Origin of the sequence: Burkholderia sp. BCC1972 (assembly GCF_905339605.1) — a bacterium.
GTDB lineage: Bacteria > Pseudomonadota > Gammaproteobacteria > Burkholderiales > Burkholderiaceae > Burkholderia.
Window position 1 is genome coordinate 611,206 of the sequence record NZ_CAJPGH010000001.1, and the last position, 15,144, is coordinate 626,349.

Below are 15,144 nucleotides of genomic sequence, written 5' to 3' on the forward strand. Positions count from 1 at the left end.
GCCGCGCCATGGGGGCGCGGCCGTGGAGAACCCATTCGATGAATGCAATGAACCATCAACCGGTGGCGGGACACGTCTTGCCCGGACACATGCAGTTGTCGCAGCTCTGGTCGGACATGTTTCCGGCCGGGCTGCTCGAGGAACTGAACGCGAACCCGTTTCTCGCGGCCTGTCGCGACGGCACGGTCAGCGATGCGCAGCTGCGCGGCTTTCTTATTCAGCACCAGTATTATTCGCAGTACTTCACACGTTACCTGTGCTCGATGATGGGCGGCCTGGCCGAGCCGGGAGAATTCAAGGCGCTGTCGCACAACCTGACCGAGGAGCTGCACGGCGACGGAACGGATCAGGTCTCGCACGCGGAACTGTATCTGCAGTCGATGGAGGCGATGTCGGCGTTGCCGCGCAGCCTGCCGATGCTGTCGAGCACGCGCGCGCTGATCGACGTCATGTTCCATTACTGCCGCGGCGCCGATCCGCTGGACGGCCTGGCTGCGCTGTGCCTCGGCGCGGAGGCGATCGTGCCGATCGTCTACGGTCCGATCCTGGCCGCCATGCGCCATCGCGATGCGCCGGAGCAGGCCACGCGGTTCTTCAAGATCCATGTCGAGGAAGACGAGCAGCATGCGATCGTGATGCGCGAGATCATCGACCGGATGCTGGCCGAGAAGCCGTACCGGCGGGCGCGCGTGATCGCGGTCGGCGAGGAGATGGTGCGGCGCCGGATGGCGATGCTGAGCGACCTGCTCGCGTATCCGGGCAACGACGCGCCGGAGGCGGAGGCGCGACTGCCGGAAGCCGGGCTGGCTGCACTGCGTGCGGACGCCTCGCTCGGCAGCGGCAATTTCATCGATCTGTGCCTCGCGCTGAACCCGGCGAAGGACGTCGAATTCCTGCAGCTGGACAAGCCGGTGACCGGTGTCGACGGCGCGCCGGTGCGGGCCTTCAGTCTCGCGACCCTGCAGCAGTATCGCGCGGCGCTGGCGGACTGGTACCTGGGCCAGGGCGTGAGCCGCGGCGATGTGGTGGCCGTGTGCGTGGAAGACGGCATCGCGCCGTTTCTCCATTACCTGGCGCTGACGAGCCTCGGCGCCGCGATCGCGCTGATCAACCCCGCGATGCCGGCCGAAGTCGGCGCGGCGTACATGAGCGAGAACGGATTCGACCGGCTGGTGGCGGATACGCATACGCTGGCGGCGAGCGCGTTCGTGCGGCACTGGGGCGCGTCGCATCCCGACCGGCTGGTGGACGTGTCGCGCGCGGTGCTGCGGCCTGACGCGCGCATGCCCGCCGGATGGCCGGTGGCGCCGGAGGATTCGACGCTGGTGATGCTGAGCCATACGTCGGGCACGACCGGGATCCCGAAAGCGGTGCGCTTCGAGCACCGGCAGTTCTTCATGGGCAAGCGCGCCCGCATCGGGCGCTTTGCCGAGGGCCCGGACGAACGCCTGCTGACGGCGCTGCCCCAGTCGCATTCGGCGGCGATCAGCCATCTCGAAACCGCGGTGCTGCACGCCATTCCGACCCATGTGATGGGCACGCAGGAAGGCGACGCGGTGCGCGCGGCGATCCGCGCGTTTCGCCCGACCACGGTCGTCGCGTTCCCGAAGAGCTACATGCAATTGGTCGAGGGCGGTGTCGGCGAGCGCGAATTCGATTCGGTGCGGCGCTGGTTCAGCATGGGCGACGCGGCGCACCAGAGCCATACGCGCCGGCTGCTGGCCGGTGCGCCGGAATCGCGCTTCATCGACGCGTTCGGCAGTTCCGAACTGGGCATGGCGCTGTTCCGCTGCGAATCGACCGCGGCCGAGCTGGCACCGCAGCGCGCGATCGGCCGGCCGGTGGACATCGCTGTCGCGAAGATCCTCGATCCGGTGACGGGCCACGAAGTCGCGCCGGGGCAACGCGGCCTGCTCGCGGTGCGCGCGCCGACGATCACGTCCGGGTACTGGCAGCAGCCGGCACGCACGGCCGGCGCATGGCAAGGCGGCTATTTCCTGACGGGCGACGTCGCGTACTGCGAGGACGGCATCTTCTATCAGATCGACCGTGAAGTCGACGTGGTCGAAACGCCCGCGGGCCGGCTCTACACGCTGCAGCTTGAAGAAGTGGCCCAGCAGGTGCCGGGCGTGTGCGACGTGGCCGTGGTCGGCGTGGACGGCGACACGGCCGACGATCCGGCGCTGCTGGCACTGGTGCTGCCGGACCGGCACGTCGCCGATCCGGCGGCCGTCGCGGAAGGCGTGCTCGAGGCGCTGCTCGCCGAATGCGGGGCCGTGCTGCCGGAGCGCGGCGTGGCCGTGGCGATCGTGCGCAGCCTGGCGTTCCTGCCGGTGGGCGCGACCGGCAAGGTGCTGAAGCGACTGTTGCGCGATTCGGCGGGGGCGTTGCTGCGTCGTGCAGCCGACGATGCTCCCGGCACACGCGACGTCCTGTATGTGGCGCGCGGATCTGCCGCGCGCGTTTGAACCGGAGACAACGCGAGTCATGAACGAACAAGACTATCAATCCGACGCGTTCGCATCGGTGCGGCGCAGGCTGGCCGCCGCCGAGGCGGACGGCATCGTCCGCTACGAATGCGAAGGCCGCAGCTTCGACGTGCATGCGGGAGTGTTTCCGCCGACGCATTTCCAGTCGACCGGCATCTTCACCCGGCACCTGCCGTACCGCCGCGGCGGCAGTTTCCTCGAGATCGGGTGCGGCGCGGGCGTGACGGCAGTGACGGCCGCCCTCGCCGGCTGCGCGCGGGTCGTCGCGGCAGACATCAGCGAGGCGGCCGTGCTCAACACGCAGGCCAATGTGCTGCTGCACGGCGTGGCGGAGCAAGTGTCGACGCGGCACGGCGACCTGTTCGACGTCCTGCAGCCCGGCGAGCGATTCGACCAGATCTTCTGGAATTCGAACTTCGTCTTCGTTCCGGAGGACTACGTGTTCGAGCAGCCGATCCTGCAGGCGTTCTGCGACGCGGGCTACCTCGCGCACCGCCGGTTCCTGCGCGAAGCGACGCGGCACCTGATGCCCGGCGGCGAACTGCTGATCGGCTTCAGCAGTCTCGGCGACGAACGGGCGCTGACGGAAATGCTCGCCGAACACGACTACTCGTCGACGATCGTGGCGTCCGCCTTTGGCGAGGGCGCCGGCGCGCACCGCTACGACATCCTGCGGCTGTGGCCAGGCCGGCAGTTGTCCGCGGCCGGCGCGGCGTGACGCCGGAGCCGGCATGTCGAACGTAGCTTCCGACGCGGGCCGCCGGTCCGGCACGACACACGAGCGGCCGGTGGCCATCGTGGGCGGTGGCCCGGTGGGGCTGCTGCTCGCGCTGTTCCTCGATCGTCACGGCGTTGCGTCGATCGTGTTCAACCGCGAGCCGGATACCCGCTGGCACCCGAAAGGCAGCACGCACAACGCCCGAACGATGGAGCACTACCGCCGCCTGGGCATCTCGGATGCGGTGCGCGCGCAGGGTTTGCCGTCCAATCATCCGCGCGACATCGCGTATTTCACGCGGCTCGCCGACTGGGAGCTGGCGCGGCTCGCCATGGGTTCCGAGTACCAGCGGATGCGGGCGGCACGCGCCGCCGACGATATCGATCAGGTGCCCGAACCGCTGCTGCGCACGAACCAGATGTATGTGGAGCGGTTCCTGCTCGCCCATGCGCGCACCCGGCCCAACATCGATGTGCGGTTCGGCTGGTGCGTGACCGGGTTCGAACAGGATGAAACAGGCGTCACGCTCGACGCCCAGGCCGTGGACGAGCCCGCGACGGCCGAGCGGTGGCGGGCCGCGTACCTGGTCGGCTGCGACGGCGGGCAGAGCTTCGTGCGGCGTACGCTCGGCATCCGCTATCTCGGCCCGGGCGGCGCGAGCGACGGCTTCCTCAGCGGCCGGATGATCTCGAGCCACGTGCGGATTCCCGCGCTGCACGGCGAGTTGCTGAAGGGGCGCGAGTCGTGGATGTACAACGTGATGGCGCCCGGCTCGCGGATGCTGCTGATCAGCCTCGACGGCGCGGACGAGTTCCTGCTGATGTCGAAAGCGGACGACGGGGAGGCGCTGCCGGACGACGCGACGGTGATCGGCCGGATCCGCGAAGGCGTGGGTCGGCCGGTCGACGTGGACGTGCTCGCCCACGCGTCGTGGCAAGGCGGCGTCGCGCTGGTGGCCGAGCGCTATTCGGCCGGCCGCGTGTTCCTGTGCGGCGACGCCATTCACCTGTTCTCGCCGACCGGCGGCTTCGGCATGAACACCGGCATCGACGATGCGGCGAACCTCGCGTGGAAGCTGGCCGGCGCGGTGCAGGGCTGGGCCGGCGCTTCATTGCTCGCGAGCTATGAAGCGGAGCGCCGGCCGATCGCGCTGCGCAACACGGCGGCCGCGCGCCGCCTGACGCAGCGCGTGGGCGAGGTGCAGGTGCCGATGGACGTCGAGATGCCGGACGCGCACGGCGACGCGGCGCGCGCGCGGCTCGGCGACGCGCTTCAGGCATTTCGCGCGCAGTTCGACGCGATCGGCGTTGAGCTGGGCGCACGCTACGACGGCTCGTCGATCGTCTGGCCGGACGGCACGGCGCCGGAGGACGACCCGCTGATCTACCGGCCGAGCAGCGTGCCGGGCGGCCGCCTGCCGCATCTGTGGCTGACCGGTGCCGACGGCGTGCGCCGGTCGGTCTTCGACCGGCTGGGCGTCGGGTTCACGTTGTTGCAGGTGCGGAGCGCGGCCGAGCCGCCCTTCCCCGGCGACGATGCCGAGCGGCTCGCCGAGGCAGCACGCGTGCGGGCCATTCCGCTGTCGATCGTCGAGATCGAGTCGGACGCGGCACCGGCATTGTACGAGCGGCGCCTGGTGCTGGTCCGGCCCGACCAGCATGTCGCGTGGCGCGGCGATGTCGTGCCGCGTGACGCGGGCGCGCTGCTCGACCGCGTGACCGGGCGCACGACGGATTCACCGGCCGGCAACCTGCAGCGGGCGCCGGGCGCGGATCACGCGACCCGCCATCCGGTAGCCGATGCAGCGCGCTGATTCAACACGGCAGTTCAACTGAGGAGCGACCATGAGTGACATGCTGGAGGAAACGCAAACGTCGACCGAGCCGGCCGATCACGCCGGCTTGCCGCAGCACCGGGCGGAGCACGACGTCGAATCGGACTGGGCGGACGACGCACAGGACAACGCGGCCGCGTTCGCGCTGGTCGACGACGACCCCGAGCCGCTGGTCGTCAACGGCGAGCCGGAGGGCGCGTCGATCAAGTTCGTCCGCACCGGCGCAACCACGGGCCAGCGGTATCTGATGGCGAAGGTCGAGATTCCGCCGGGATCGGGGCCGCCGCTGCACCTGCATACGCTGACCGACGAGTGGTTCTACGCGCCGGAAGGCGGCATCGTGATGCTGATGGGCACGAAGAAATACCGGGACCTGGATCAACCGCCCGACGTCTCCGGGCGCGACACGATCCGGATGATTCCGATGAAGAAGGGCAGCCTCGTGTTCGGTCCGCGCAATCACATCCACGGCTTCCTGAACGTGACGGACAAGACCGTCGTCGTGCAGCTGGTGTGGACGCCCGACGTACCGGGCGAATCGCTGCTCGATTACTTCACGTCGATCGCGAAGCCGATCCTGCCCGGCGTGAAAGGTGCACTGAACAATCCGATCGTGCAGCTGAAGGCCGTGAGCGAAGCGCGCGAGTACGGAATGATGTTCAGCACCGATTTCTGGAGCTACGCCGAGAAAGTCGAGGAAGGTGCCGCTCCATTCGGCAAGAACCTGCCGGGCCTGATCAAGCTGTTCAAATCGGCCGAAGGTTCGTAAGTGGAAAGTGCCGCGCCGGGCTTCCCGGCACGGCTTGTCAATTCGTCATGCTTATCAAGGTAAAGAACATGAATCTTCTCGCTGACAAGACCGCCATCGTGACCGGCGCCAGCTCGGGTATCGGCCGCGAGGCCGCGAAGCTGTTTGCGAAGGAAGGCGCGAGCGTCGTCCTGGTGGCGCGCCGTGCGGCACAGCTCAATGCACTGGTCGACGAAATCGCGAGCTTCGGCGGCAAGGCGGTCGCGCTGGCCGGCGACGTGAAGGACGAGCGCTGCGCGAAGGAAGCGGTCGAGCTGGCCGTCGGCCGGTTCGGCGGGCTCGACGTGGCGTTCAACAACGCGGCGACGATGGGCGCGCTCGGCAGCGTCACCGACATCACGCCGGAAGGCTGGCGCGACACGCTCGAAACCAACCTGACGAGCGCATTCCTCGGCGCGAAATATCAGCTTCCCGCCATGCTCGCGCGCAAGCGCGGCTCGCTGATCTTCACGTCGTCGTTCGTCGGTCACACGGTCGGCTTCCCGGGGATGGCCGCGTATGCCGCCAGCAAGGCCGGGCTCGTCGGCCTGGCCAAGACGCTCGCCGCCGAATACGGCCCGTCGGGCGTGCGCGTCAACGTGCTGATGCCGGGCGGGACCGACACCGAGATGGGCCGCGAAGCGGCCAGCACGCCGGAGCAGAAGGCGTTCGTCGAGAGCATTCACGCGCTGAAGCGGATGGCCCATCCGGAAGAGATCGCGAAGTCGGCGCTGTATCTCGCGTCCGACCTGTCCAGCTTCGTCACGGGCACGACGCTGCTCGTCGAAGGCGGCGTGTCGATCACGCGCACCTGAGCGTTCGCTCACCGGGCGGCGCGCCGGCGCCGCCCGCTCCTTCCACTCCTTTCATCCATTGCCGGGACCATCATGAGTCACGAGGCTGAACAGTATCCGCAACCGAACGATCTGGACCACGGCCGGCCGCGAAGCCGGCGCGCCTTTCTCGGCAAGCTGGCGGCGCTGGGCGCGGGCGCGGCCGGCGTCGGCCAATTCAGCCGCTTCATCGACACGGCCGAAGCCGGCCAGGCCGGGGCGCTGCGCGACAGCTACGACTATGTGATCGTCGGCGCCGGGTCGGCAGGAAGCCTGCTGGCCGACCGGCTGTCCGCGTCGGGGGCGTCGGTCCTCCTGATCGAGGCGGGCAGCAACCAGCTCGGCCAGTCGAAGGTCGCGCTCGTCGCCGACTGGCTGCGCAATCTGGGCAGCGATACCGACTGGGCGCGCACGAGCGTGCCGCAGACGCAACTGGACGGCCGCTCGCAGGCGTCGCCGGCCGGCAGGACCTGGGGCGGCTCGGGCAGCATCAACGCGATGATCTGGCTGCGCGGCGACCCGCGCGACTATCGCGCGTGGCAGCAGCTCGTCGGGCCCGAATGGAACCCGGCCGAGCTGAACCGTGCGTACCTGCAGGTGACGCAGGCATCGCATACCTGCGGTGCGGCCGGCGGCCGCATCACGGTCGGCCGGTATGCCGACCAGCATCCGCTCACCGCCGCGTATCTCGCGGCCGGCGTCTCGACGGGCCTCGGGCAAATCGAGCTGAACGCCGGGCGGCGGCTCGACGGCACCGGCGTGACCGACGTGAACGCGACCGCCGACGGGCGGCGCGTCGGGCCCGCGCAGGCCTTCCTGGCGCCTGCGCTGAGCCGGCCGAACCTGAAAATCCTGTCGAACGTCGTGGTCTCGAAGCTGGTCCTGCAAGGGACGGTCTGCCGCGGCGTCGAGGTGCGGCTCGGCTCGTCCGCGCTGACGATCCACGCGACCCGCGAGACCATCGTGTCGGCCGGGACCGCCGCGTCGCCGCAACTGCTGATGCTGTCCGGCCTCGGGCCGCTCGACCAGCTCGCGCCGCTCAATATCCAGGTGCGGCAGGACATGCCGGCCGTCGGCCGCAACTTCCACGACCACCTGCTGCTGAGCGTCACGTACAAGGCGCGCACGGCGATTGCACCGCAGGTGTCGAACGGCGTCTCGACGATGGCGTACTACGGCGGCACGGCGGCCAGCGCGCCGACCATCCAGGTGGCCGGCATGCAGTACCCGTTCGGCGGCCCGCTGGCTGCGGGAGAAGGCTACACGCTGATCCCGTTCCTCGCGAAACCGCGCAGCCGGGGCACCGCCCGGCTCGTCAGCGCCGATCCGCGCCAGCCGCTCTCGCTCGATCCGAATTACCTGGCCGACGCGGTCGACCGCGACACGATGGTCGCGGCGCTCGATCGTGCGCTGGAGCTCGGCGCGGCGCGCGCGCTCGCGCCGTACAACGGCGGACTGCAGTCGGGCGCGCCGCTCGCGACGCGCGCGGACAAGCTCGCGTTCATCCGCCAGAACGCCGCGCCCGGCCTGCATTTCGTCGGCAGTTGCGCCGCCGGCCGCGACCCGGCGACGAGCGTGGTCGATGCGCGTTTCCGCGTGTGGGGCATCCAGAACCTGCGCGTCGTGGACGCGTCGGTGATCCCCGAAGTGCCCGCGGTCAACATTCAGCCATCCGTATTGACCGTCGCGCAACTCGCCGCGAACCAGCTTCTCGCCGAAGCACGGGCCAGCGGCATGGCGGTATCTGCCGCAGCCTGCTGAGCCTGCGCCGGACGTGGCGTACCGCGTGGCTGTTGCGCGGTACGCCTCCCTCTTTTCCCGTTCATTGATGAAGGAATCGCCGATGAAATCCCATCTGGGCAACAAGACCGCGCTGGTCACCGGCGCATCGCGCGGCATCGGGCGCGCGACGGCGCTCGCGCTCGCGCGCCAGGGTGCGTACGTGCTCGTGCATTACTCGACCGCGGCGGCGGAGGCGGAAGCCGTGGTGGCCGAAATCCGCGCCGCCGGCGGGACCGCCGATTCGCTCGCAGCCGATCTCGGGACGGTACACGGCCCGCACGCGCTGGCCGCCGCGACGCGCGAGGCCCTCGACGGCCGACTCGATATCCTGGTCGCGAACGCGGGCATCGCGATGAGCGCACCGATCGACGCGATGCCGGTCGACGATTTCGACCGGCTGTTCGCCATCAACGTGCGCGCGCCGTACTTCCTCACCCAGCAGCTGCTGCCGGTGATGGGCGACGGCGCGAGCATCGTCCTGCTGTCATCGCTCGGCGCGCGTTCGCCGGTGGGCGAGATCTCCGCCTACGCGGCGACCAAGGGCGCGATCGACACGCTCGTCAAGCACTTCGCCCAGGCGCTCGGCAGCCGCGGCATCCGTGTGAACGGCGTGGCGCCCGGCGTCGTCGACACCGACATGTCGGCGTTCGTTCGCAGCGATGCGGGCCGCGAACAGGTCCTCGCGCTCCAGGCGCTGCAGCGGGTCGCGCGGCCCGAGGACATCGCCGACGTGATCGCATTCCTGGCCTCGGACGGCGCGCGCTGGATCACCGGCGACATCGTGCAGGTGGACGGTGGCACCAAGCTGTGAACGCGCGGCCCGGCGTGCCGGGCCGTATTCCGTGTCCCGACGCCGCCCTTCCGGACGGAGGAAACCATGAAGGCATTGCCGGACAATCCGGCGCTCGCGCACATCGTGCAGCGGGCGCCGCGCAACCTGGAGCTGGATCGCCTGAGGGCGATCGCCGTGCTGCTGACCTGCTACGTGCATTGGCGCCAGGTGTTCTATCCGTGGACCTTCACGATGCACTTCGCCGGGCCCGCGACGCCGCTGGACCTGCTGGGCAACGCGTGGGCCGGCGTCGATCTGTTCTTCGTGATCTCCGGCTACATCATTTCGCGCACGATCGTGAGCGAATTCGATGCGCTGCGCGGTGACCCGGGCGCGCTCGCGGCGCACGTGAAGGCGTTCTACGTCCGCCGTGCGTTCCGGATCCTGCCGGTCGCATGGTGCGTGATCCTGATCGTCATCGTCTGCGGCGCGTTCCTGAACGCCGGCGGCTATTTCGCCGACACCGTCTACAACCTGCAGGCGGCGCTCTCCATCTTCACGTACACGTTCAACTTCTGGCTGCCCGATCACAAGATCGCGCCGGGCGTGCCGCTCGCGCAGTACTGGAGCCTGTCGGTCGAGGAACAGTTCTATCTCGTGTTTCCGGTGTTCCTGATGCTGACGCGCACGACCCGGCAGCGCGTACTGTGGCTCACGCTCACGCTCGTGGTCATTTCGGTCGCGATTCGTCCGTACCTGCTGGCCGATCCGCTCAAGGTGTTCTTCTATACGCAGACCCGCTGCGACGGCATGCTCTATGGCTGCCTGCTGTATCTCGCGACCACCCGGCCGTGGTTCGCCGCGATCCGCGTGAACGCCCGGGGAAGCGGTTACCTCGGCGGCGCAGTGGTGCTCCTGCTCGCGCTGGTGCTGGGCTCGATCACCGCGATCGGATTCGACAACGTCGTCGCGGTGCCGGTAGTCTGCATGCTGTCGGCCGCGCTCGTGTTCCTGGCCGCGTGCGAAGGCGGCGTCGTGTCGTTCCCGCAGCCGCTGCAATGGGCCTTCGACTGCATCGGCCGGCGCTCCTACTCGCTGTATCTCGTCCATCTGCCGATGTTCTTCCTGACGAACGAGCTGATGTTCCGGTACACGCGCGCCCACGACATCGCGATCACGGCACGACTGTGGCCGCAGTACACGCTGCTGATGGCGCTGCTCGTCGCCGGTGCGACGGAGCTGCTGTATCGCTGCGTCGAGCGGCCGATGATCGCGACCGGCCGGCGGGTCGCGGAGAGCATGGCCAGCGCGGCGCCGGCGGCATTGCCGAAGGCGGGTTGAGGGGGAATTGACGACAGGCCGGGCGCAGCCCGCCTGGCGTCGTCTCGCCAGCTCGGCCCTCCCCCGGCGAAAGAACCGGCCGATCGCGTCCTCGCGCGGATGCCTGTCGCGCCACGTGAAAAACGACGCCGTCGACGCCGGAATCCTCGCCTGTCCGAGCCGGGCGCCCTGCCCGGAGGCGGCCTGTACTTCGTCGCGCCGTCCACCCGTGCGCGGCCGGCCAAGGTCGGCGCGCTGGCCGATTTCCTCATCGCGAAGCTGACTGCAGCCGAGTGGCGTGTGCCGGCAGCATCAGCGCTGCGCGGCACACGCGCCTCCGATTCAGCGCAACAACCGCCTTTCAAACCCGTGTCGTTTACAACCGGGTTCCGGGCGCATGACCGATAGCCGGTTGCGCCCGTTTCTCTAAACTGGTTCACACAACACACCTGCCCGGTGCCATCCGCTGCGCGCGTCGCGCCACCGGCATCGCGGCACCCCCGAGACATCCGCCTTCGCTGCTCCTCGGCCCGCACGACTCCACTGCATTCCAGCCCGGCCGGCTGCCAAGGCAATTCCAGGAGAGTTCATTGAGCCCGTCGCAAGCGCACCCTGCGAAAGCACGATCTTCGCGCCAGTCCGTCAAGCTGGATGACATCACGATCGTCGACCCGGCCGTCCTCAAGCGCGCGGTCGGTGCGATGGCGTTCGGCAATGCGATGGAATGGTTCGACTTCGGCGTCTACAGCTACATCGCCGTCACGCTCGGCAAGGTGTTCTTCCCGTCCAGCAGCCCGTCCGCGCAGTTGCTCGCCACCTTCGGCACGTTCGCGGCCGCGTTCCTCGTGCGCCCGCTCGGCGGCATGGTGTTCGGCCCGCTCGGCGACCGCATCGGCCGCCAGCGCGTGCTCGCCGCGACGATGATCATGATGGCCGTCGGCACGTTCGCGATTGGCCTGATCCCCAGCTATGCGTCGATCGGCATCATGGCGCCCGTACTGCTGCTCGTCGCCCGCCTCGTGCAGGGCTTCTCGACCGGCGGCGAATACGGCGGCGCGGCCACCTTCATCGCCGAATTCTCGACCGACAAGCGCCGCGGCTTCATGGGCAGCTTCCTCGAGTTCGGCACGCTGATCGGCTATACGCTCGGCGCGGCCACCGTCGCACTGCTCACCGCAACGCTGTCGCAGGAAGCCCTGCTGTCGTGGGGCTGGCGCGTACCGTTCTTCATCGCCGGCCCGCTCGGCCTCGTCGGCCTCTACGTGCGCCTGAAACTCGAGGAAACGCCGGCGTTCAAGAAGGAGGCCGAAGCGCGCGAAGCGGACGAACGCGCGCGGCCGAAACAACGCTTCGCGGCGCTGCTCGTCGAACAGTGGAAGCCGCTGCTGCAGTGTGTCGGCCTCGTGCTGATCTTCAACGTGACCGACTACATGGCGCTGTCGTACCTGCCGAACTACCTGTCCGCGACGCTGCACGTCCGCGAATCGCACGGGTTGTTCATGGTGTTGCTCGTGATGGTGCTGATGATGCCGATGACGCTGTACGCCGGGCGTCTGTCGGACAAGGTCGGCCGCAAGCCGGTGATGATGGCCGGCTGCGTGGGCCTGCTCGTGCTGTCGGTGCCGGCGCTGATGCTGATCCGCACCGGCGGCATGCTGCCGGTGTTCGGCGGGATGCTGATCTACGGTACCCTGCTGTCGACGTTCACCGGCGTGATGCCGTCGGCGCTGCCCGCGCTGTTCCCGACGCGGATCCGCTACGGCGCGCTCGCGATCGGCTTCAACGTGTCGGTATCGCTGTTCGGCGGCACGACGCCGCTCGTCACCGCGTGGCTGGTCGATCGCACCGGCGACCTGATGATGCCCGCGTACTACCTGATGGGCGCGTCGTTCATCGGCATCGTGTCGGTGCTCGCGCTGCGCGAGACGGCGCGCCAGCCGCTGCCCGGTTCGGGGCCGTGCGTCGCAAGCCGCGCGGAAGCGCTGAGCCTCGTTCGCGGCGGTGCGGACGATGCCCGTGTGCCGGGCAGGAAATTCACGCCGGTCGGCGAGCGCGCGTGACGCGACCCGGCATGACGCGACGCCGCGCGACCTGCGCCGGCGTCGCCGCCCACGCATTCGTCAGTTCGACGACAGTTGCTGCGCATCGAACCAGTCGAGCAGCGCGCGCGTGACGAACGCAGGATTTTCCAGATTCGAGATGTGGCCTGCGTCCGGCACCAGCGCATGTGCGCAACCGATCACGCTCGCCATCTTCACGGTTTCCGACGGCGGGCGCGCCATGTCGCCCGCGCCGCACATCAGCAGCGTACGTTCGGCATCGAGCGCGGCCAGTGCCGACAGCGTGTCGGGTCGGCCGAAGATCAGCCGGCCGAGCGGGACGATCGATTCCCGCAGCCGGTCGGCGGGCAGGCTCGCGAGCGCAACGCGAAACGCGGTCGGCACCGGGTCCGCCAGATTGACGTCGGGGCGGAAGAACAGCGGCACGATCGCGTCGAGCAGCGGCGGCACGATGCTGCCGGCCGCCGCAATCGCATCGAGCATCCCGAAGTAGCGCAGCCGCGTCGCCTCGGGCTCGGCTTCCAGCGAGGCATCCATCAGCACGAGCGAGCGCACGCGCTGCGGTTCGCGCAACGCGAGCCGTGCGCCCCACATGCCGCCGACGCTGAGCCCGACAACCGCGCACTGCTCGATCTCCAGCGCATCGAGCAGCGCGCTCGCGTGCGCGGCGAGATCGTCGAGCGTCTGCGTGCCGTCGGGCAGCGCACCCGATGCGCCATGCCCCCACAGGTCCGGCACAATCACGCGATACCGGTGCGACAGCGCATCGATCTGCGGCGCCCACATCGCCGCGTCCCACAGATAGCTGTGTCCGAGCAGCACCGGAAACCCGGTGCCTTGATCCTGGTAATGCAGCGTGCTGTGTCGAATGAGGTGGGCGGGCATGTCGTCTCCGGGTGTCAGGACGCGGCGGTAACCCGGAACCGGGCGCCGCGGTCGGCGGCGTTCTGCAACGAACGCGAAGCGGCGCATCATCGCACAGGTCGCGTGTGATCGGTGTGACGAACCGCGTGCGCAGCATGCCGCCACGCGCAACGGATTCCGATCTGCGTGCCGGCCGTCAGTTCGTCCCGTCATACGACACGATCTCGACCCAGTTCGCGCCGTTGCCGACCGGATACTTCCCGATCTCGGCGAGATGTCCCGTGTTGCGCTCGATCCGGTGCACGGCAAGCGTCGGCGACACGCGCGATCAGAATACCGCGTGCCCGCTGATCAGGCTCGGCAGCCAGGTCGAGAAGAACGGCAGGTACGTGACGATGTTGATCGCGCTGAAGATCGCGAGGTAGTACGGCCACGCCATCTTCGTGGTCTCGCCGATCGACACGTTGCCGATCGCGCAGCCGACGAACTGCACCGATCCGATCGGCGGATGCACGAGGCCGAGCGAGCAGTTCAGCAGCAGCATGATCCCGAACTGCACCGGCCCGACACCGCACGCCATCGCGATCGGCAGGAACAGCGGCGTCGTGATCAGGATGTGCGCGGCCATGTCGACGAACGTGCCGAGGAACACCTGGATGATGTTGATGTACAGCAGCATCAGCCACGGCGCGGCGGTCGACTGCTTCAGCAGCCCTTCGATCGCATCCGGAATTTCCAGGTACGACATCTGGAAGCGCAGCATGTTCGACACGGCGATCAGCAGCAGCACGACGCCCGTCGTGCGCGCCGCATGCGACAGCGCGCGGCGCAGCTTCTCGGCCGTCAGCGTCCGGTAGACGACCGCGGTGAGCACGAGCGAGTACACGACGGCAATCGCGGCGGCTTCGGTCGCGGTGGCGATCCCCTTCGCGACGCACACGAGGATGATCGCGATCACCATCAGCCCGGGCACCGCGCCGACGAAGCTGCGCAGCACCGCATACCAGCCGGGGAACGCAGGCAGCGCGGACGAACCGTCTTCGCGGCGCGGATAGCCGTGACGGACGGCCTGCCAGTATGCGGCGGCGAGCACGAAGCCCATCACCCACAACACCGGCAAGAGGCCCGAGAACAGCAGGTCGCCGATCGACACGCCGCTCACCGGCTGGCCGTGCAGCATCCCGGTGATGCCCTGCGCGGCGAACGCGTAGATGATCATGTTGGTCGACGTCGGCATCAGTGCGCCGGCGAGCGACGCATGCGTCGTCACGTTGACCGCATACGCCGCGCTGTAGCCTTCGCGCTTCATCAGCGGAATCACCACGCCGCCCATCGCCGACGTATCGGCCGTCGGTGAACCCGACACGCCGCCGAACAGCGTACAGGCGACGACGTTCGCCATCCCGAGGCCGCCGCGGAAATGGCCGACGGTCGCCTGCGCGAAGCGCAGGATCCGGTCGGCGATGCCGCCGTGCAGCATCAGTTCGCCGGAGAAGATGAAGAACGGCACCGCGAGGAACGAGAACGCGTTCATCCCCGAGATCATCGCCTGCATCGCGGTCGCGATCGGCAGGCCTTCGACCAGGTAGGTCAGCACGCAGGCTATCCCGAGCGCGAACGACACGGGTACGCCGAGTACGAGAAAAATCAGAAAACTGACGGACAGGATCGCGAGTTCCATGGCG

The 15,144-nt window shown here is 68.8% G+C and carries 12 protein-coding genes; 9 read left to right on the top strand and 3 right to left on the bottom strand.

Features of this window, described 5'->3' with window-relative positions; translation table 11 throughout:
• The first annotated feature begins 47 nt into the window (after window positions 1-47).
• The 9 genes from U5798_RS02705 to proP all read left to right on the top strand — a co-directional run bounded on the left by U5798_RS02705 (window position 48) and on the right by proP (window position 12,595).
• Window positions 48-2,468, top strand: coding sequence for an AMP-binding protein (locus U5798_RS02705; RefSeq protein ID WP_322081085.1), 2,421 nt, complete (start codon window positions 48-50; stop codon window positions 2,466-2,468).
• Window positions 2,469-2,487: 19 nt separating this feature from the next.
• Window positions 2,488-3,207: a class I SAM-dependent methyltransferase gene (locus tag U5798_RS02710; RefSeq protein ID WP_322081086.1), complete on the top strand. Its 720-nt coding sequence runs from the start codon at window positions 2,488-2,490 to the stop codon at window positions 3,205-3,207.
• Between the two features lie 13 nt (window positions 3,208-3,220).
• Window positions 3,221-5,020, top strand: a complete 1,800-nt coding sequence (locus U5798_RS02715) for an FAD-dependent monooxygenase (RefSeq protein ID WP_322081087.1) — start codon at window positions 3,221-3,223, stop codon at window positions 5,018-5,020.
• Between the two features lie 31 nt (window positions 5,021-5,051).
• Window positions 5,052-5,810 carry a cupin domain-containing protein gene (locus U5798_RS02720; RefSeq protein ID WP_124448560.1) on the top strand — a complete coding sequence of 253 codons (759 nt, stop codon included), beginning with the start codon at window positions 5,052-5,054 and terminating at the stop codon, window positions 5,808-5,810.
• Between the two features lie 68 nt (window positions 5,811-5,878).
• A complete protein-coding gene (locus U5798_RS02725; RefSeq protein ID WP_311767296.1) occupies window positions 5,879-6,643 on the top strand; it encodes an SDR family oxidoreductase in 765 nt (254 codons plus the stop codon).
• A 72-nt stretch (window positions 6,644-6,715) separates the two neighbouring features.
• Window positions 6,716-8,422 (top strand): GMC family oxidoreductase, encoded by a 1,707-nt coding sequence (locus U5798_RS02730; RefSeq protein ID WP_322081088.1) that lies wholly within the window; start codon window positions 6,716-6,718, stop codon window positions 8,420-8,422.
• Window positions 8,423-8,504: 82 nt separating this feature from the next.
• Window positions 8,505-9,254, top strand: coding sequence for an SDR family NAD(P)-dependent oxidoreductase (locus U5798_RS02735; RefSeq protein WP_124448566.1), 750 nt, complete (start codon window positions 8,505-8,507; stop codon window positions 9,252-9,254).
• Window positions 9,255-9,320: 66 nt separating this feature from the next.
• Window positions 9,321-10,556 (top strand): acyltransferase, encoded by a 1,236-nt coding sequence (locus U5798_RS02740; RefSeq protein ID WP_322081089.1) that lies wholly within the window; start codon window positions 9,321-9,323, stop codon window positions 10,554-10,556.
• A gap of 569 nt (window positions 10,557-11,125) precedes the next feature.
• The gene (gene proP / locus U5798_RS02745; protein WP_124448569.1) at window positions 11,126-12,595 is read left to right on the top strand and encodes a glycine betaine/L-proline transporter ProP; all 1,470 of its coding nucleotides are present in this window, start codon (window positions 11,126-11,128) and stop codon (window positions 12,593-12,595) included.
• Window positions 12,596-12,655: 60 nt separating this feature from the next.
• Here the strand turns inward: proP and U5798_RS02750 are convergent, their stop codons facing one another.
• From U5798_RS02750 to U5798_RS02760, 3 genes are all read right to left on the bottom strand, one after another.
• Window positions 12,656-13,480, bottom strand: a complete 825-nt coding sequence (locus U5798_RS02750) for an alpha/beta fold hydrolase (protein ID WP_322081090.1) — start codon at window positions 13,478-13,480, stop codon at window positions 12,656-12,658.
• Window positions 13,481-13,655: 175 nt separating this feature from the next.
• Window positions 13,656-13,781 (bottom strand): hypothetical protein, encoded by a 126-nt coding sequence (locus tag U5798_RS02755; RefSeq protein ID WP_260434812.1) that lies wholly within the window; start codon window positions 13,779-13,781, stop codon window positions 13,656-13,658.
• Between the two features lie 6 nt (window positions 13,782-13,787).
• Window positions 13,788-15,140 carry a TRAP transporter large permease gene (locus tag U5798_RS02760; protein WP_089429834.1) on the bottom strand — a complete coding sequence of 451 codons (1,353 nt, stop codon included), beginning with the start codon at window positions 15,138-15,140 and terminating at the stop codon, window positions 13,788-13,790.
• Window positions 15,141-15,144 lie beyond the last annotated feature (4 nt).

Excerpts from the sequence above, each read along its gene's own strand:
- U5798_RS02705 (WP_322081085.1), top strand. The coding sequence starts at position 48 with ATGAACCATCAACCGGTGGCGGGACACGTCTTGCCCGGACACATGCAG.
- U5798_RS02710 (WP_322081086.1), top strand. The coding sequence starts at position 2,488 with ATGAACGAACAAGACTATCAATCCGACGCGTTCGCATCGGTGCGGCGC.
- U5798_RS02715 (WP_322081087.1), top strand. The coding sequence starts at position 3,221 with ATGTCGAACGTAGCTTCCGACGCGGGCCGCCGGTCCGGCACGACACAC.
- U5798_RS02720 (WP_124448560.1), top strand. The coding sequence starts at position 5,052 with ATGAGTGACATGCTGGAGGAAACGCAAACGTCGACCGAGCCGGCCGAT.
- U5798_RS02725 (WP_311767296.1), top strand. The coding sequence starts at position 5,879 with ATGAATCTTCTCGCTGACAAGACCGCCATCGTGACCGGCGCCAGCTCG.
- U5798_RS02730 (WP_322081088.1), top strand. The coding sequence starts at position 6,716 with ATGAGTCACGAGGCTGAACAGTATCCGCAACCGAACGATCTGGACCAC.
- U5798_RS02735 (WP_124448566.1), top strand. The coding sequence starts at position 8,505 with ATGAAATCCCATCTGGGCAACAAGACCGCGCTGGTCACCGGCGCATCG.
- U5798_RS02740 (WP_322081089.1), top strand. The coding sequence starts at position 9,321 with ATGAAGGCATTGCCGGACAATCCGGCGCTCGCGCACATCGTGCAGCGG.
- U5798_RS02750 (WP_322081090.1), bottom strand. The coding sequence starts at position 13,480 with ATGCCCGCCCACCTCATTCGACACAGCACGCTGCATTACCAGGATCAA.
- U5798_RS02760 (WP_089429834.1), bottom strand. The coding sequence starts at position 15,140 with ATGGAACTCGCGATCCTGTCCGTCAGTTTTCTGATTTTTCTCGTACTC.